General features: G+C 68.8%; 17 protein-coding genes. 8 read left to right on the top strand and 9 right to left on the bottom strand.

Going from position 1 to position 15,653, the window contains the following annotated elements:
• Positions 1-24: 24 nt before the first annotated feature.
• Complete coding sequence (gene acnA, locus AX750_RS23080; protein WP_066734214.1) at positions 25-2,724, bottom strand: aconitate hydratase AcnA; 2,700 nt, start codon at positions 2,722-2,724, stop codon at positions 25-27.
• A gap of 258 nt (positions 2,725-2,982) precedes the next feature.
• Between acnA and ccmA the strand changes: the two genes are divergently transcribed.
• Positions 2,983-3,579, top strand: coding sequence for a heme ABC exporter ATP-binding protein CcmA (gene ccmA, locus AX750_RS23075; protein WP_066734241.1), 597 nt, complete (start codon positions 2,983-2,985; stop codon positions 3,577-3,579).
• Positions 3,576-4,244 (top strand): heme exporter protein CcmB, encoded by a 669-nt coding sequence (gene ccmB, locus AX750_RS23070; RefSeq protein ID WP_066734212.1) that lies wholly within the window; start codon positions 3,576-3,578, stop codon positions 4,242-4,244. The genes ccmA and ccmB overlap by 4 nt, the downstream gene beginning before the upstream one ends.
• 2 nt (positions 4,245-4,246) lie before the next feature.
• Here ccmB and AX750_RS23065 read toward each other — a convergent pair whose 3' ends face one another.
• Complete coding sequence (locus AX750_RS23065; protein ID WP_066734210.1) at positions 4,247-4,489, bottom strand: hypothetical protein; 243 nt, start codon at positions 4,487-4,489, stop codon at positions 4,247-4,249.
• A gap of 319 nt (positions 4,490-4,808) precedes the next feature.
• Between AX750_RS23065 and AX750_RS23060 the strand changes: the two genes are divergently transcribed.
• The 3 genes from AX750_RS23060 to AX750_RS23055 are packed head-to-tail and all read left to right on the top strand — an operon-like array spanning position 4,809 to position 6,359.
• Positions 4,809-5,570, top strand: a complete 762-nt coding sequence (locus tag AX750_RS23060) for a heme ABC transporter permease (RefSeq protein ID WP_066734208.1) — start codon at positions 4,809-4,811, stop codon at positions 5,568-5,570.
• 10 nt (positions 5,571-5,580) lie between these two features.
• The gene (ccmD, locus tag AX750_RS25720) at positions 5,581-5,757 is read left to right on the top strand and encodes a heme exporter protein CcmD (RefSeq protein WP_082735321.1); all 177 of its coding nucleotides are present in this window, start codon (positions 5,581-5,583) and stop codon (positions 5,755-5,757) included.
• Positions 5,754-6,359 carry a DsbE family thiol:disulfide interchange protein gene (locus AX750_RS23055; protein ID WP_066734205.1) on the top strand — a complete coding sequence of 202 codons (606 nt, stop codon included), beginning with the start codon at positions 5,754-5,756 and terminating at the stop codon, positions 6,357-6,359. Before ccmD ends, AX750_RS23055 begins: the two co-directional genes overlap by 4 nt.
• Before the next feature lie 152 nt (positions 6,360-6,511).
• On the opposite strand, the gene purQ is transcribed toward AX750_RS23055, so the two are convergent.
• From purQ to purC, 4 genes are all read right to left on the bottom strand, one after another.
• Positions 6,512-7,207, bottom strand: coding sequence for a phosphoribosylformylglycinamidine synthase subunit PurQ (gene purQ, locus AX750_RS23050; RefSeq protein ID WP_066734202.1), 696 nt, complete (start codon positions 7,205-7,207; stop codon positions 6,512-6,514).
• Between the two features lie 4 nt (positions 7,208-7,211).
• A complete protein-coding gene (purS, locus tag AX750_RS23045) occupies positions 7,212-7,454 on the bottom strand; it encodes a phosphoribosylformylglycinamidine synthase subunit PurS (protein ID WP_066734199.1) in 243 nt (80 codons plus the stop codon).
• Between the two features lie 80 nt (positions 7,455-7,534).
• Entirely contained in the window at positions 7,535-8,155 is a 621-nt protein-coding gene (locus AX750_RS23040; RefSeq protein WP_068078829.1) for a hypothetical protein, read from the bottom strand.
• A gap of 15 nt (positions 8,156-8,170) precedes the next feature.
• Positions 8,171-8,965: a phosphoribosylaminoimidazolesuccinocarboxamide synthase gene (gene purC / locus AX750_RS23035; RefSeq protein ID WP_082733052.1), complete on the bottom strand. Its 795-nt coding sequence runs from the start codon at positions 8,963-8,965 to the stop codon at positions 8,171-8,173.
• 338 nt (positions 8,966-9,303) lie between these two features.
• Here purC and AX750_RS23030 point away from each other — a divergent pair, with 338 nt between their 5' ends.
• The gene (locus tag AX750_RS23030; RefSeq protein WP_066734189.1) at positions 9,304-9,627 is read left to right on the top strand and encodes a DUF1476 domain-containing protein; all 324 of its coding nucleotides are present in this window, start codon (positions 9,304-9,306) and stop codon (positions 9,625-9,627) included.
• 148 nt (positions 9,628-9,775) lie between these two features.
• Entirely contained in the window at positions 9,776-10,555 is a 780-nt protein-coding gene (locus AX750_RS23025) for an aldolase/citrate lyase family protein (RefSeq protein WP_066734186.1), read from the top strand.
• 7 nt (positions 10,556-10,562) lie between these two features.
• Here AX750_RS23025 and AX750_RS23020 read toward each other — a convergent pair whose 3' ends face one another.
• Positions 10,563-11,207: a DNA-3-methyladenine glycosylase gene (locus tag AX750_RS23020; RefSeq protein ID WP_066734184.1), complete on the bottom strand. Its 645-nt coding sequence runs from the start codon at positions 11,205-11,207 to the stop codon at positions 10,563-10,565.
• 116 nt (positions 11,208-11,323) lie between these two features.
• Between AX750_RS23020 and gluQRS the strand changes: the two genes are divergently transcribed.
• Positions 11,324-12,214 (top strand): tRNA glutamyl-Q(34) synthetase GluQRS, encoded by an 891-nt coding sequence (gene gluQRS, locus AX750_RS23015; RefSeq protein ID WP_066734182.1) that lies wholly within the window; start codon positions 11,324-11,326, stop codon positions 12,212-12,214.
• A gap of 10 nt (positions 12,215-12,224) precedes the next feature.
• Here gluQRS and AX750_RS23010 read toward each other — a convergent pair whose 3' ends face one another.
• Together AX750_RS23010 and AX750_RS23005 are read right to left on the bottom strand one after the other, a co-directional pair.
• Positions 12,225-13,142, bottom strand: a complete 918-nt coding sequence (locus tag AX750_RS23010) for an AEC family transporter (RefSeq protein WP_066734178.1) — start codon at positions 13,140-13,142, stop codon at positions 12,225-12,227.
• Positions 13,143-13,251: 109 nt separating this feature from the next.
• Positions 13,252-15,279 (bottom strand): M23 family metallopeptidase, encoded by a 2,028-nt coding sequence (locus AX750_RS23005; RefSeq protein ID WP_066734174.1) that lies wholly within the window; start codon positions 15,277-15,279, stop codon positions 13,252-13,254.
• Between the last annotated feature and the right edge of the window lie 374 nt (positions 15,280-15,653).

Raw genomic sequence — 15,653 nt, 5'->3', positions numbered from 1 at the left:
GACTGGGCCCGGCCGTTCCGTCGCTCAGGCGGCCAGCCCGCGCAGCACGTAGTGCAGGATGCCGGCGTTCTTGAAGTAGTCGATCTCGTCCAGCGTATCGATGCGGCAGAGGATCGGCACCTTCTTCACCGAGCCGTCGGCATAGGTGATCTCGGCTTCGAGCGTCTGGCGCGGCTTGACCGTGGCGAGGCCCTTGATGGAGACCGTCTCGTCGCCCTTCAGGTCGAGCGAGGCCCAGCTCGTGCCCTCCTGCAGGGTGAAGGGCACCACGCCCATGCCGACCAGGTTCGAGCGGTGGATGCGCTCGAAGCTCTGCGCGATCACGGCCTTGACGCCGAGCAGGTTTGTGCCCTTCGCCGCCCAGTCGCGCGAGGAGCCGTTGCCGTATTCGACGCCGGCGAAGATCACCAGCGGGACGTTCTCCTGCTGGTACTTCATCGCCGCATCATAGATCGGCAGCTCTTCCTTGCTCGGATAGTGGATGGTGTAGCCACCCTCGCGCCCGTTCGGGCCGAGCATATGGTTGCGGATGCGGATGTTGGCGAAGGTGCCGCGCATCATCACCTCGTGATTGCCGCGGCGCGTGCCGTACTGGTTGAAATCCGCGACCGCGACGCCGTGCTCGGTGAGATAGGCGCCGGCGGGCGAGGCCGCCTTGATCGAACCGGCCGGGGAGATGTGGTCGGTGGTAATCTTGTCGCCGAAGAGGCCGAGGATGCGCGCACCCTTGATGTCGCCGATCGGCGCCGGCTGCTTGCCCATCCCGCGGAAATAGGGCGGGTTCTGGACATAGGTCGACTCGTCGTCCCAGGCATAGGTCTCGGAGGTGGGGGCGTTCACCGCCTGCCAGTGCTCGTCACCCTTGAAGACGTCGGCGTATTTCGCCTCGAAGATGGCGCGGGTGACGTTCTTCTGGATGAAGTCCTGGATCTCCTTGTTTGAGGGCCAGATGTCACGCAGATAAACGTCCTTGCCGTCGGAGCCCTGGCCGATCGGCTGGGTCGTCAGGTCGATCTGGACCGATCCGGCCAGCGCATAGGCGACGACCAGCGGCGGCGAGGCGAGGTAGTTCGCCTGCACGTCGGGCGAGACGCGGCCCTCGAAGTTGCGGTTTCCGGAGATCACGGCGCCCGCGATCAGGCCCTTCTCGTTGATGGTCTTCGAGATCGGCGCCGGCAGCGGGCCGGAATTGCCGATGCAGGTGGTGCAGCCGAAGCCGACCAGGTTGAAGCCGAGCTTGTCGAGATCGGGCTGGAGGCCGGCCTTGGCGAGGTATTCGGCGACGACCTGCGAACCGGGCGCCAGCGAGGTCTTGACCCAGGGCTTGACCTTCAGACCCTTGGCGACCGCGTTGCGGGCGAGCAGGCCCGCCGCCATCAGCACCGAGGGGTTCGAGGTGTTGGTGCAGGAGGTGATCGCGGCGATGACGACGTCGCCATGGCCGAGATCGAAATCCTCGCCCTCGACCTGGACGCGGCGCGAGAGTTCGCCGCCCTTCTTATAGTCGCTGTCCATGGCGGCGGCGAAGCCGGCCTTGACGGCCGAGAGGTCGACGCGGCCCTCGGGGCGCTTCGGGCCGGCCATGGAGGGCTTCACCGTGCCGAGGTCGAGCTCGAGCGTGTCGGTGAAGACCGGGTCGGCCGTCTGCGGCGTGGCGAACAGCCCTTGAGCCTTGCTGTAGGCCTCGACCAGCGCGATCCGGTCGGCCTTGCGGCCGGTCACCGTGAGATAGTCGAGCGTTTCGGTATCGACCGGGAAGAAGCCGCAGGTGGCGCCGTATTCCGGGCCCATATTGGCGATGGTAGCGCGGTCGGCCAGCGTCAGATTGTAGAGGCCCGGGCCGAAGAACTCGACGAACTTGCCGACGACGCCCTTCTTGCGCAGCATCTGCGTGACGGTGAGCACGAGGTCGGTCGCTGTGATGCCTTCCTTGAGCGAGCCGGTCAGCTTGAAGCCGATCACCTCGGGCAGGAGCATCGATTGCGGCTGGCCGAGCATCGCGGCTTCCGCCTCGATGCCGCCGACACCCCAGCCGAGCACGGCGAGGCCGTTGACCATGGTGGTGTGCGAATCGGTGCCGACGAGCGTGTCCGGATAGGCGACCTCGACCTCGGCGCCGTCGATCGTCTCCTTCCGGGTCCAGACCGTCTGGGCGAGGTATTCGAGATTGACCTGGTGGCAGATGCCGGTGCCGGGCGGGACGACGCGGAAATTGTCGAAGGCGAGCTGGCCCCATTTCAGGAACTTGTAGCGCTCCTGGTTGCGCTCATATTCGAGCTCGACATTGCGAGCGAAAGCCTTGGGCGAACCGAACTCGTCGACGATGACCGAGTGGTCGATGACGAGATCGACCGGCACGAGCGGGTTGATCTTCTGGGCGTCGCCGCCGAGCGCCTTGACGCCGTCACGCATCGCCGCGAGGTCGACCACCGCCGGCACGCCGGTAAAGTCCTGCATCAGGACGCGGGCCGGGCGGAAGCCGATCTCCTTGCCGGCGCTGCCCTTGTCGTCGAGCCAGGCGACGAAGCCCTCGATGTCGGTCTTGGTGACCGAGCGGCCGTCCTCGAAGCGCAGCAGGTTCTCCAGCAGCACCTTCATCGAGAAGGGCAGCTTCGAGATGCCGGCGAGTCCGTTCTGCTCGGCGAGCGGCAGGGAGTAGTACACATAGGTCTTGTCGCCGACGATGAGCGTCTGGCGGCACTTGAAAGAGTCGAGGGAAGCCATGCGGGCTGATCCTGATCAAGGGGTTGCGGTCGCGAACCGACGGAGGCCCCTTGCGGGATCGCCGGTTCGAAGGCCTGATGCGCAGGTCGCGCGCGCCGCCCCGGGAGTGCCCGAGCCCCGCGCCGGATCGGCGTGCGGCGTAGCCACGGGCTCTATAGAGCAATTCCAAGAAGCCCGCTACATGAACGAAGCGCGTTCGCGCGCGAACCCGACGCTGCGGAAGATGCCTCTCCCTTGACCTCCTCGCCCGCCCCGATCCTGACCCTGGAGGCCGACCGGCTGGCCTGCCGCCGCGGGGGCAGGCTGATCTTTTCCGAGCTCTCCTTCCGCCTCGGGCCGGGCGAGGCGATCGCGCTCACCGGCCGCAACGGGGCCGGCAAGTCGAGCCTCCTGGCGATGCTGTGCGGGCGGCTGCGGCCGGAGGCCGGCACGATCCGGATCGCGGGGGCGGCCGATGTCGCCCCGGTCGAGCTCAGCCATGTCGTGGGCCACCGCGACGGATTGAAGACGGCGCTGACGGCTCAGGAGAACCTCGCCTTCGCCCAGGCGCTGCTGGGTGATCCCGCGCTCTCGCCCGGCGAGGCGCTGGCGGCCGTCGGTCTGCCCCATGTCGCGCGCCTGCCGGTGGGCTATCTCTCCGCCGGCCAGCGTCGACGGGTCGCCCTGGCGCGGCTTCTGGTGTCGCGCCGGCCCTTCTGGCTGCTGGACGAGCCGATGGCCGCGCTCGACGTCGCGGCGCAGACGATGCTGACGGGGCTGATGCGCGCGCATCTGTCGGACGGCGGCGCCATCCTGGCGGCCACGCACGGACCGCTGGGGCTCGACGGCGCACGCGAACTGAGGATCGGCCTGTGACCGCCGCCTTCCTCGCCATTCTGAGGCGCGACCTCGCCCTCGCCTCGCGAGCCGGCGGCGGCGGCGAACTCGCGCTGGTCTTTTTCCTGACGATCGTCGTGCTGGTGCCTTTCGCGCTGGGGCCGGATCTCAACCTGCTCTCGCGGATCGGTCCGGCGATCCTCTGGCTGGGGGCGCTGCTGTCGGTGCTGATCGGGCTCGACCGGCTGTTTCAGGCGGATGAGGAGGATGGCTCGCTCGATCTCATCCGTAGCGGCGTCTTGCCGCTGGAACTCGCGGTGGTGGCGAAGGGGCTGGCGCACTGGCTGACGACGGGCCTGCCGCTGGCGCTGGCGGCGCCGTTGCTCGGCCTGCTTGTGGCGCTGCCCGGCGAGGCGATGCTGCCGGTGGCGGCGACGCTGCTGGTCGGCACGCCGGCGCTGAGCTTCATCGGGGCGGGCGCCGCAGCGCTGACGGCGAGCCTGCGGCGCGGCGGTCTGATTCTGCCCGTGCTGGTGGCGCCGCTGACGGTGCCGGTGCTGATCTTCGGCGTGTCCGCCGCCAATGCAGCATTGGGCGGGACGATTCCGTTCCGCACGCCCTTCCTGATCCTGTGCGCGCTGTCGCTGGCGGCGATCGTCGTCGGAACGCTGGCGGCTGCGGCGGCGCTGCGACAGTCGAACTAGCTTCAGGCCGTCCCGGTCCGGCAGGGTTCCTCGCGGCGACCGCCGAATTCGGCGGCGCAACCATAGCGGCCGGCGAGGCGGGCCACGATGGCGGCGACGGTGCCGATCTCGACGCCCGGCAGGGCATGCCGGCCGAGAATCTCCCGCGCCATCGCATCGACATCGACCACACGCGATTCGCCGGCCTTGGCGCGGATTGTCGTCTCGACCTCACGCTGGATCTCGTCCGGCAGATGCCGCGTCATGACCGCTCCTCTCGACAGTGACGACATGCTAGCTAGCGACCCGGGAGACGGCAACCCGCGGAAGCCGATATATCAATATCGCCAATTGCTTAGGATTTGAACAATCGGGCAGCCGTCATCACCCGCGCCGCTGAGCGGCGCGCTCCGCCGGATCCGAAGGCAACCCGTCGCACCGGCCGTGAGCATCGGATCGTCTGGATCGCAGCCGCGCATGACGCTGTGATGTCGCATGGGTGGCTCGCGGATTGCTGAGGGGGGCAGGCCTTGATAAGGCTGCGGGAGCAGCTCTGGCGGCAGCCTTCGAGCATGATGCGATGACATGGCCGGCCTGATCGATCTCGCGAACCCGACGCGCTTCATGCGCCTCTCCGCCATCCTGCTGCCCTGGTTCGCCGGGGTGGCGGCGCTGCTGCTCGGCGTCGGTTTCTACCTCGCCTGGTTCGTGGCCCCGCCCGACTACCAGCAGGGCGAGACGATCCGCATCATGTTCGTGCATGTGCCGGCCGCTTGGCTGGCGATGATGTTCTATTCGATGATGACGCTCTCGGCGCTGGGCACGCTGGTCTGGCGGCATCCGCTGGCCGATGTCGCGCAGAAGGCGGCGGCCCCGATCGGTGCGGCCTTTGCCCTGATCTGCCTGCTCACGGGCGCCTTCTGGGGCAAGCCGATGTGGGGGACCTACTGGGTCTGGGATGCGCGGCTGACCTCGATGCTTGTGCTTCTCCTGATCTATCTCGGCATCATGGCGCTGTGGCGGACGCTGGACGAGCCGTCCCAGGCGGGACGAGCGGTCGCGATCCTGACGCTGGTCGGTTTCGTCAACGTGCCGATCATCAAATTCTCGGTCGACTGGTGGAACACGCTGCACCAGCCGGCCTCTGTGCTGCGGCTAGACGGGCCGACGATCCACGCCTCCATGCTGTGGCCGCTGCTGATCCTCGCGCTCGGCTTCACGCTGATGGCGCTGGCGCTTCATCTGGTGGCGATGCGGGCCGAGATCATGCGGCGGCGCGTGCGGACGCTGACGATCCTCGAGGCCGAGCGGCTCGACCGGCTCGCCGCCGACGGCTCTCCCGCGTGAGGATGGCCGCATGACGAGCGCGCTCGGGCCTCATGCCGCCTTCATCCTGGCCTCCTATGCCGCCGTCGTGGTGGTTCTGGGCGGGCTCGTCCTGTCCGTCCTGCTCGATCACCGCTCCCAGAAGCGGGCGCTCGCCGAGTTGGAACGTCGCGGCGCCGGCCGCCGCTCCGGGAAGGAGCCGTCATGAGCGAGACCGAAGCCCCGGCCGAGGCCGCGCCGCGGCGGCGCTCGCCCCTGATCTTCCTGCTGCCGCTGATCCTGTTCGGCGCGCTCGCGGTCGTCTTTCTCGTCGGGCTGTTCGCCGGCGACGCCAGCAAGGTGCCGTCCGCGCTGATCGGAAAGCCCGCGCCGCCGATCACGCTGACGGCGCTGGAGGGCCTGCAACGCGAGGGGCGGCCGGTCCCGGCCTTCGCCATGAAAGACCTCGCTGCCGGGCGGGCGACGATCGTCAATGTCTTTGCGAGCTGGTGCGCACCCTGCCGGGTCGAGCATCCCTTCCTGGTGGCGATGGCCGAGGCGCCGCCGGTCAAGGCGGGCCGCGTCGCGGTGGTCGGCATCAACTACAAGGACGAGGCGGAGAATGCGCGGCGCTTCCTGGGCGCGCTGGGCAATCCCTATTCCGCCGTTGGCGTCGACGCCTCGGGCCGCGCCGCGATCGAATGGGGCGTCTATGGCGTGCCGGAGACCTTCGTGATCGGTCCGGACGGGCGGATCCTCGACAAGCATGTCGGCCCGCTCGACGCCGCGAGCGCCGGGCGGCTGCTGGCGCGGGCGGTGGCGGGCAAGTGAGCCCGATCGCTTCGCCGAAGCCTCGACCGTGACGCGTCATTCCGGATGCAGCGAAGCGGAGGTCCGGAATCCATCATCGAGCGTCGGAGCCCTGCGATGGATCCCGGGGCAAGCCCGGGATGACGGGGATGATTCCGAGGAGAGTGACGCCTTTAGGCCGCCTTCTTCCCGCCCATCAGGCTCTCGAACAGGCCGAGGCCATCGGTGCCGCCGGTGAGCGAATCGATCAGGTTCTCGGGGTGCGGCATCAGGCCGAGCACGTTGAAGCCCGGCGAATAGATGCCGGCGATGTTGTTGAGCGAGCCGTTCGGGTTGGCCTCCGCCGTGACCTTCCCCTGCGCGTCGGCATAGCGGAAGGCGACGAGCCCCTCGCCCTCGAGCCGCGCCAGCGTCTCGTCGTCGGCGACGTAGTTGCCCTCGCCATGGGCGATGCAGACATCGATGACCTGACCCGGCGCATAGGCTGCGGTATAGGGCGTGTCGGCGCGCTCGACCGTGAGGTGCTGGCGCCTGCAGACGAATTTCAGGTCGGCGTTGCGCATCAGGATGCCGGGCAGGAGCCCCGCCTCGCAGGCGATCTGGAAGCCGTTGCAGATGCCCAGCACATAGCCGCCGCGGGCGGCGTGCGCCCTCGTCGCGTCCATGACGTTGGCGCGACCGGCAATGGCGCCGGTGCGCAGATAATCGCCATAGGAGAAGCCGCCGGGCAGAACGACGAGATCGGTGCCGGCCGGCAGCTCCGTGTCGGCGTGCCAGATATGAGCCACCTCGGCCCCGGCCTGCTTCAGCGCCTTGGCGACGTCGCCGTCTCGGTTGGAGCCGGGGAAGGTGATGACGGCGGCTTTCATCGGATCAGGCCCCGATCTCGACGCGGTAGTTTTCGATCACGGTGTTGGCGAGCAGCTTCTCGCAGGCGGTCTTGAGCGCGGCTTCCGCCGCGGTCTTGTCGGAGCCCGCCAGCTCGATGTCGAAGACCTTGCCCTGGCGGACGGAACCGACGCCCTCGATTCCGAGGGATTTCAGCGCGCCTTCGATCGCCTTACCCTGCGGATCGAGCACGCCGGTCTTGAGGGTGACGGTGACGCGGGCTTTCATGGGGATCTCCGGAGGCGGTCTGCGGCTGCCTTAACCGTGAATCGCACCGGGCTCAACCGCCGGGGCGGGTTTCACGTGAATCAGCGGCTGCGCCATGCGGCCACCGCATCGCGGCGGGCGCTCTCGGAATCGGGCGAGACGGCGATGGCGAGGACCAGCCGGCCGCCCTCGCGTCCATGCAGGATGGCGGTCGTCGCGCTTTTGGCGCCGTCGCCGCGGGCGCGGATCTCGACGACGAGGCCGCTCGTGCCTCCGGCCTCGAAACGACTCACCTGCGTCGTGCTCCCGGGCCGCGCATCCGCCTTGCCGGCGGCGGGCTTGGTCGCGGCCGGCTTGCGCGCCGGATCGGGGGGCGGCTTCGAGAACAGGCGGGCGAGGCGCTCCGGCTCGGCCTTCAGCGCCTGCTCCATTCGCCCGGCCTCGCGGCCGGAGAAGGCAAGCACGGCGGCGAAGCCCTGCTGCGCGCAGGCCTCGCGCGGGCAGAACACCATGGTGCGGGCCTCGATGCCCTCGTTCAGCACCCAGTCGCCGATGGGGAGGGGCGTCCAGCCCTGCGAGGCGGGCAGCTCCGCCAGGCCCCGACCGAAGGATCCGGCGCAGCCCGTCAGGAGCATCAGGGCCGCGAGCAGGCCCGCGACATGAAAACGGGAGCGCAGGCGCTCCCGTGTCATGAGCCGAAGTGCCGGCTGGGTGACTGCCATCAGGGGCGTCGACGCTTACTGGACGAGCCGCGGGCCGGAGGGGCCGGGCTTCTCGTTCTCGCCGAGGATGCCGAGCCGGCGCGCGACCTCGGAATAGGCCTCGATCAGCCCGCCCATGTCGCGGCGGAACCGGTCCTTGTCGAGCTTGTCCTTGGACTTGATGTCCCAGAGCCGGCAGGAATCGGGGCTGATCTCGTCGGCGACGACGATGCGCATCATCTCGCCTTCCCAGAGGCGGCCGCATTCCATCTTAAAGTCGACGAGACGGATGCCGGCGCCGAGGAAGAGGCCGGAGAGGAAGTCGTTGACGCGGATGGCGAGCGCCATGACGTCGTCGATCTCCTGCGGCGTCGCCCAGCCGAAGGCGGTGATGTGCTCTTCGGAGACCATCGGGTCGTTGAGCGCATCGTTCTTGTAATAGAACTCGATGATCGAGCGCGGCAGCTGCGTGCCCTCCTCGAGCCCGAGACGGGTCGAGAGCGAGCCGGCGGCGACGTTGCGCACCACGACCTCGAGCGGAATGATCTCGACCTCGCGGATGAGCTGCTCGCGCATGTTCAGCCGGCGGATGAAATGCGTCGGCACGCCGATGTCGTTCAGGTTGGAGAAGATGTGCTCGCAGATGCGGTTGTTGAGCACGCCCTTGCCGTCGATGACTTCGTGCTTCTTGGCGTTGAAAGCGGTGGCGTCATCCTTGAAGTGCTGGATCAGCGTTCCGGGCTCCGGTCCCTCATAGAGGACCTTCGCCTTGCCTTCGTAGATGCGACGGCGGCGATTCATTGGGATATACCGTGGCTTGAGGAAATCCAAAGGTCGGCCTTTCTCTGGACGCGGGTGGCCCCGCGGCGGGATCTGGGCCCCTGATCAGCCGGTTCGGCCCCCGTCCGCGTCGAATCCGAGAGAATCGACATCGGTCTGGAACACGCTCCCGGCCGGCTCATCTTGCGGACGGCGAGTGGGCCGTCCATGCGGCGCTATATGGCGCTTCTGCACTGCGAACGCAACAAACCGCTCCGCCGCGGCGTGTTTTCGCGTGCGCCCTGCGCTTCCGCCGCAATCCGGACTGGCCTGTTCCGCGGGGGCACCCTATATGGCTGCGGCGTGCTTCCAGAGCCGTCCCGGCCATGCCCCGCAAAGGACTTTACCGCATGTCGACTTTCGATCAGCGCAAGGATGCCTTCGAGAACAAGTTCGCCCATGACGAGGAGCTTCGCTTCAAGGCGACGGCCCGGCGCAACAAGCTGCTCGGCCTGTGGGCGGCGGAAAAGCTCGGCAAGTCGGGCACTGAGGCCGACGCCTATGCCAAGTCCGTCGTGGTGGCCGATTTCGAGGAGGCCGGGGACGACGACGTGCTGCGGAAGGTGAAGGGCGATTTCGCCGCCGGCAACGTCGCGGTCGGCGAGGACGAGATTCGCCGCGTGATGGGCGAGCTGCTGCTGCGCGCCGCGGACGAGATCCAGGCCGGCCGCTGAGGCCGGTGGCCGAGCCGACCTCTCCAAACGCAGGTCGCGATTGAAACGGGCGCATGGGCGCCCGTTTGCTTTTCGGCCATGGCCCGGTCCAACCTGACGGACCCGCCGGCCCAGCCAAGAGCGGGATCTGCAACGGATGAAATGCGCCATGGCCTCACAGACCGTCCTGTCCTCCCTCGCCGATCGTCTCGCCCGGGGAGACAGCCTCGTTTCCGCCTGGTGCGGCCTGCAGGATCCCGCCATTGCCGGCCTGCTGGCGAAGGAGGGTTTCGATGCCGTCACCCTCGACATGCAGCACGGGCCGATCACGCTGGCTGAGGTGATCAGGGCGATCCCGCTGATCAACGCCGCCGGCAAGCCGGCGCTGGCGCGCATCGCCGTCGGCGAGTTCCAGAATGTCTCGCGGTTGTTCGATGCGGGCGTCTCGGGCGTGATCGCGCCGATGATCAACACCATGGAGGACGCCCGCGCCTTCGCGGCCTATTCCAAATATCCGCCGATGGGCGAGCGGAGCTGGGGCAGCTATGGCGGGCTCGGCGCCTCCGGGCTCGATCAGAACGGCTATCTGCGCGAGGCGAACCGTTTCTCGCTCTCCTTCGCGATGATCGAGACCCGCGAGGCGATGGCGATCCTCGACGATATTCTGGCGCTCGAGGGCATCGACGCGGTCTTCGTCGGCCCCTCCGACCTCTCCATCGCGCTCTCGGGCGGCAAGGCGGTCAATGCGCTGTCCGCCGAGGTCGACGAGGCGATCCGGCACATCGTCGCGCGGGCTTCGGCAGCCGGGAAGCCGGTCGCGATCTACGCGCAGTCGGCCGAGCGTGCGAAGGCGTTCCTCCAGATGGGCGCGAAGCTCGTGACGGTGATGAGCGACACCGCTTTCCTGCGTGGGGCGGCGCAGAGCGCGCTTTCGGTGCTGGGGCGCTGACGATCGCTCAGGCGTTCACGCCTTCGCGGGCCTTCAGCACGGCGTAATAGGCCCAGAGCAGCCGTGCGGCGACGCCGCGCCAGGGCCGCCAGCCCTCGGCCAGCGCCTCGAGCGCGGCGGCTCCCGGCCGCGCCGGCAGGCCGAAGGCGACCCGGGCCGCCTCCTGGATCGCCAGGTCGCCAGGCGCGAAACCGTCGCGATGGCCGAGGCAGAACAGCAGGTAGATGTCGGCCGTCCAAGGGCCGATGCCGGAAACCGCCGTGAGATGATGGTGGACCTGTTCGGCCGTCGCCTCCGCCAGATGGTCGAAGCGCAGCCGGCCCTCGACGATCGCCGCCGCGACCGCACGCATCGCCTTCTGCTTCGGGCGCGACAGGCCCGACAGCCGCATCGCCTCGTCGTCGGCCACCAGGATGCGTTCGGGAGTGAGCGGCGCCAGCACCGTCTCGACGCGCGCCCAAACGGCCCGCGCGCTGGCCACCGACAGCTGCTGCGAGACGATGATGGCGGCCAGCCCCGGAAAGCCGCCTTCCCGGCGCCGCAGCGGCGGGATGCCGGTGCGGGCGATGATGGGCTGCCAGCGGGGGTCGCTCAGGCTAAGCGCCGCCATGCCCTCTTCGAGATCGGCTGTCGTGGTGATGAGCTGGGTCATAGCCCCTGATTTGCCGGACGCTGCCGCCGATCGCTGTCAGCAGGTCGCCGCTCGCCGCTCCCCGCTCGGAACGGCCAGCGCTTGGCCGCATCGCCCGGCGACACTAGACAGGACGAATGCCGTCGTCGCCTCCCGCCGCCGCACAACCGGTCCTGCGCTTCGCGCCGAGCCCGAACGGCCGGCTGCATCTCGGCCATGCGCTGTCCGCCCTGACGAATGAGCGCCTCGCCCAGGCGATGGGCGGACGGCTGCTGCTGCGGATCGAGGACATCGATCGCGAGCGCTGCAGGCCGGCGCTGGATACCGCCCTGCGGGAGGATCTCGCCTGGCTCGGCATCATCTTCGAGGACGGCGTCCGGCGGCAGTCCGAGCATTTCGGCGACTACCGCGCAGCCCTCGACGATCTGCATCGGCGCGGGCTGGTCTATCCCTGCTTCTGCTCGCGGCAGGAGGTGAAGGCGGTCGCGGCGGTCCACGCTGCCGAGACGGGTGAGCCTTGGCCGACGGATCCGGACGGCGCCCCGCTCTATCCCGGCAGCTGTCGCGCGCGCGCCCGGAGCGAGGGGGCTGGCGAGATCGGGAGGCCGCATGTGTTGCGCCTCGATCTGGAGCGGGCGCTGGCGGTCGCGGGGGAGGAGCTCGCCTATGACGTGTTCGATGCCTCCGGCGGTGTGACCCGCGTGGTCGCGCAGCCGCGCCGCTGGGGCGATGTCGTGCTGGCGCGCAAGGACGTGCCGACGAGCTATCACCTCTCGGTCGTGGTCGATGATGCGCTGCAGGGCGTGACGCATGTGGTGCGCGGGCGCGACCTCGAGGCCGCCACCGACATCCATGTCCTGCTGCAGCGGCTGCTGCGCCTGCCGACTCCGCTCTATCTCTTCCACGACCTGCTGGCGGATGCGGAGGGGCGCAAGCTCGCCAAAAGCCGCGGATCGGAAAGTCTCGCCGATCTGCGAGCCAGGGGCGTTACGGCGCATGAGATCAGGCGCGAGCTCGGCTTCTTCTGAGCGCCGTCCTTCAGCCGACGCCGAGCCAGGTCAGCCAGGCCGCCGTGGTGAAGAGCGAGATCAGGGTCGAGAGCGTGATCGCGCTGGAGGCGTCGGCGACGCCTTGGCGATAGCGTTCGGCGAAGAGATAGGCGTTGATCCCGCAGGGGCAGGCGGCGAACAGAACCGCCACACCCGACCAGTGCGGCGGCATGTCGAAGACCCTCGTCGCCAGCACATAGACGATCAGCGGATGCAGGCCGAGCTTGAGCGCACTCAGCGCCACCGGCAGGCCGAGCCCCGATTCGAGCCCGTAGCGGCGCATGCTGATGCCGAGACTGATCAGGGCGCAGGGCACGGCGGCGCCCGCGATCAGGTCGATCAGCGTCCAGAACGGGGTCGGTAGCTGGCCGACCACGGGGCGGGCCAGCATGCCGAGGATGATGCCGATGATGATCGGATGGGTGAAGAGGCGCCGGGTCATCAGGGCGGGCGAGGCGGTGCGGCCCTCCGCCAGCAAGGTCGCGACCGTCATCGTGACCGGCAGGTGGATCGCCAGCAGCAGGCCGAGCGGCACGGCGCCGGCCTCGCCATAGGCCTTCAGGATCATCGGCACGCCGACGAAGACGGTGTTGGACTGGGCGGCGGCGAAGCCGGAGACGACGAGTTCCGGCCCCTTGCGGGCGAAGACGCGGCTCGCGATCAGCATGGCGAGCGCCCAGACGATGGCGAGGCCGGTGAAGTAGGCGATCCAGTAACCCCAGGGCTGGGTCTGCGGCACATCGGCCTTGGCCAGCGTGCGGAAGAGCAGGCAGGGCACGGCCAGCACGAAGACGAAGTCGGACAGGCCCTCGCCCGTGGTCTCGCGCAATAGCTTCGTCCAGCGCGCCAGATAGCCGAGGGCGATTAACCCGAAGACGGGCAGGACGACGAGCAGGGCGGCGAGCATGGTGCGACACCGGCGCAGGAGGAGAACTGTCCCTGCGCCTGTCGGTTCAGCCGGGACAAGTCAAGCGTCGCAAGCAGATCGCGCCGCGGCGGCAACCTCCGTCATGCGCTCAGCGCAGCTGCGCGACCGCCCCGCCGGCCCGCTCGATGAGGCCCTGGATCTCGTCGCGCTGGCGCTTGTATTCGACCAGCGCCGGGCCCTGCAGCTCGCGGCCGCGCGGCACGCGGATCTTCATTGGATTGACGAAGCTGCCATTGACCAGGACCTCGTAATGGAGATGGGGCCCGGTCGAGAGGCCGGTCGAGCCGAGATAGCCGATGACCTGGCCCTGGCGCACCTTGACGCCAGGCGCGATGCCCTTGGCGAAGGCCGATTGGTGCGAATAGGTGGTAACATAGCCGTTGGCGTGCTGGATCTCGATGCGGCGGCCATAGCCGGAATCCCATTCCGCCTTGATCACGGTGCCGTTGCCGGCGGCGAGGATCGGCGTGCCGATGCGGTTGGCCCAGTCGACGCCGGTATGCATCTTCGAATAGCGCATGATCGGGTGGTAGCGCATGCCGAAGCCCGAGCGCATCTCGCCATCGGCGATCGGCTTGCGCAGCAGGAACTTCTTCAGCGACTTCCCCTCCTCGTCGAAATAATCGATGAGGCCGTCCTCCGGCGCCTGGAAGCGGAAGACACGGCGCGTCTCGCCGCCGATCGTCAGCGAGGCCGAGAGGATCTCCGCGCGCTCGCCTTCGTCCTCTTCGGTGAAGATCACCTCGAGATTGTCGCCGCCGCGGACGCGCTGCTGGAAGTCGAGATCGTAGGAGAAGATTCTGACGAGCTCATCGATCAGCGGCCGCGGCAGGTCGTGGCGCATGCCGGTCTCGTAGATGCTCTCATAGAGACGGGCGCCGCCGCTCTCCTCCTCATCCTCGTCCTCGCTGTCCTCCGAGCGGCGCTGGGGCCGCTGAGGCGCTGCGAGTTCCTGGCGCGGCAGCGTCACCAGCACGAAGACACCGCGATCATTGACCGCGACGGTCCCGTCCGGCTGGCCGTTGGTCAGCAGCGAGACGCGCACGATCTGGCGCGGGTCGCCCGGATTGGGACCCGGAGCGTAGAGTGCCTGCAGCACCTGGCCATCGGGAAGCGGCGCGGTGCGGACCCGGCCGGCGAAGGCCGACATCATCGAGCGGATCTGGTCCGGCGCGGCGCCGGCGCCGCGCATCACCTGCTCGAAATTCTCGCCGCGCTTGGCGAGCAGCAGCTTTTCCTCGACCAGAGGCTCGCGCGAGGCGGCGATCGGCGTCTTGGGCGCGTTGGTGACGTTCTCGGGAACGACGCGCACCTCGATGCCGGAGAACCGCGTATCCGTCGCCGGCGCATAGGACAGGAGCGTGCTGGCGGGGGCAGCGGCGTTGCCGAGCGTGCGGCTCAGCATGAGCTGCGGGGGAATCGGCAGTGCGCGCTGGCGCCCGGAGGCGGCGAGATTGGCCCGCTCCTCCTCGATCTGGGTGATGACCTCGGCATCACCGAGCTGCGGGCGTCCGGCCGGGATGACGATATCGGCGAGATCGCGCTTGACGATGGTGACGTCGGCATCGGGCACGTCGACGATCGGCTCGGCGTAGCGCTCATTGGGCTGGCCGCCCTCGGCGAAGAGGCGCAGCGGATTGAAGGGCGGAATGTTGGTGGCGTAGACGCCCGTGGTCAGCGAGAGGCTGGACGCCAGTCGCACGAAGGGGCGTACGCGGATGACCTCGCGATTGCCGACGCGCTGCGACATCGGGGCCCGAATCGAATGGCGCGCCGCCATGACCGGCTGGTCTGCGACGAGCTTGTCGCCTTTGCGGGCGCCGCCGCCGTCGCCGGCGGTGGAAGCGGCGCGCGCGGTCATCGCCTCGGGCTGCTCCGGTACGCCCGTGTCGCCCCGCATCGCGACCAGGATCGCGGCGCCCAGCAAAGCGGCGCCGCAGGATCCGACCAGCGCGCAGGCGGCGAGCCAGCGCAGCGAAACGCCGCGCCGGTCAAGCGGCTGCGGATCCTCGCCGTCGGGACGGATCGGCGGTTCGATCCCGAGATCGACCAGAAGGGCCGCCGCCTCGGGGGCGAGCGGCTCGGCCGGCAGATTGAACTCGGGCTGGGCGTTCATCGTGAGCGGTCTGCGATCCTGGAGCGAAGGGCCCGGGCCGTGAGGTCCGAGCACATCGGAGCGGGGACGCCGGACGGCGCCGCGGGGCCGGCACGATACCGGAAAAACGGACGGCCGTGGCTGTGCTCGCGGCCGGGGCGAACCATGCCCGTCTCGCCGGCCGGAATCAATCCGGCGGCGCGGGCGGCGCTCCTGTGCGGTGCGAATGCGGCTGTTTGCGGGCGTCGGGCGTCTCCGCTCGCGGCGCGCGTAGAGAGAAGTCACCAAGGACGTCGCGCGGGCCCTGTTGTGGGAGGCTAAGAGCGGCTGTCGAAAAAACTTCAAAAACCGTGTTGACAGTGAGTGAGGGCCCCGCCTATAAACCGCCCATCGAG

The organism is Methylobacterium sp. CCH7-A2 (assembly GCF_001557075.1).
In the GTDB taxonomy this organism is placed as follows: domain Bacteria; phylum Pseudomonadota; class Alphaproteobacteria; order Rhizobiales; family Beijerinckiaceae; genus Allobosea; species Allobosea massiliensis.
This window is presented reverse-complemented; position numbering and strand designations above follow the sequence as displayed.

Bases quoted from the DNA above. Each gene is read 5' to 3' on its own strand.
- purS (WP_066734199.1), bottom strand. From the start codon at position 7,454: ATGAAAGCCCGCGTCACCGTCACCCTCAAGACCGGCGTGCTCGATCCG.
- AX750_RS23020 (WP_066734184.1), bottom strand. From the start codon at position 11,207: ATGACCCAGCTCATCACCACGACAGCCGATCTCGAAGAGGGCATGGCG.
- AX750_RS23055 (WP_066734205.1), top strand. From the start codon at position 5,754: ATGAGCGAGACCGAAGCCCCGGCCGAGGCCGCGCCGCGGCGGCGCTCG.
- AX750_RS23025 (WP_066734186.1), top strand. From the start codon at position 9,776: ATGGCCTCACAGACCGTCCTGTCCTCCCTCGCCGATCGTCTCGCCCGG.
- AX750_RS23030 (WP_066734189.1), top strand. From the start codon at position 9,304: ATGTCGACTTTCGATCAGCGCAAGGATGCCTTCGAGAACAAGTTCGCC.
- AX750_RS23060 (WP_066734208.1), top strand. From the start codon at position 4,809: ATGGCCGGCCTGATCGATCTCGCGAACCCGACGCGCTTCATGCGCCTC.
- purQ (WP_066734202.1), bottom strand. From the start codon at position 7,207: ATGAAAGCCGCCGTCATCACCTTCCCCGGCTCCAACCGAGACGGCGAC.
- gluQRS (WP_066734182.1), top strand. From the start codon at position 11,324: ATGCCGTCGTCGCCTCCCGCCGCCGCACAACCGGTCCTGCGCTTCGCG.
- AX750_RS23005 (WP_066734174.1), bottom strand. From the start codon at position 15,279: ATGAACGCCCAGCCCGAGTTCAATCTGCCGGCCGAGCCGCTCGCCCCC.
- AX750_RS23040 (WP_068078829.1), bottom strand. From the start codon at position 8,155: ATGGCAGTCACCCAGCCGGCACTTCGGCTCATGACACGGGAGCGCCTG.
- acnA (WP_066734214.1), bottom strand. From the start codon at position 2,724: ATGGCTTCCCTCGACTCTTTCAAGTGCCGCCAGACGCTCATCGTCGGC.
- AX750_RS23010 (WP_066734178.1), bottom strand. From the start codon at position 13,142: ATGCTCGCCGCCCTGCTCGTCGTCCTGCCCGTCTTCGGGTTAATCGCC.
- ccmD (WP_082735321.1), top strand. From the start codon at position 5,581: ATGACGAGCGCGCTCGGGCCTCATGCCGCCTTCATCCTGGCCTCCTAT.
- AX750_RS23065 (WP_066734210.1), bottom strand. From the start codon at position 4,489: ATGACGCGGCATCTGCCGGACGAGATCCAGCGTGAGGTCGAGACGACA.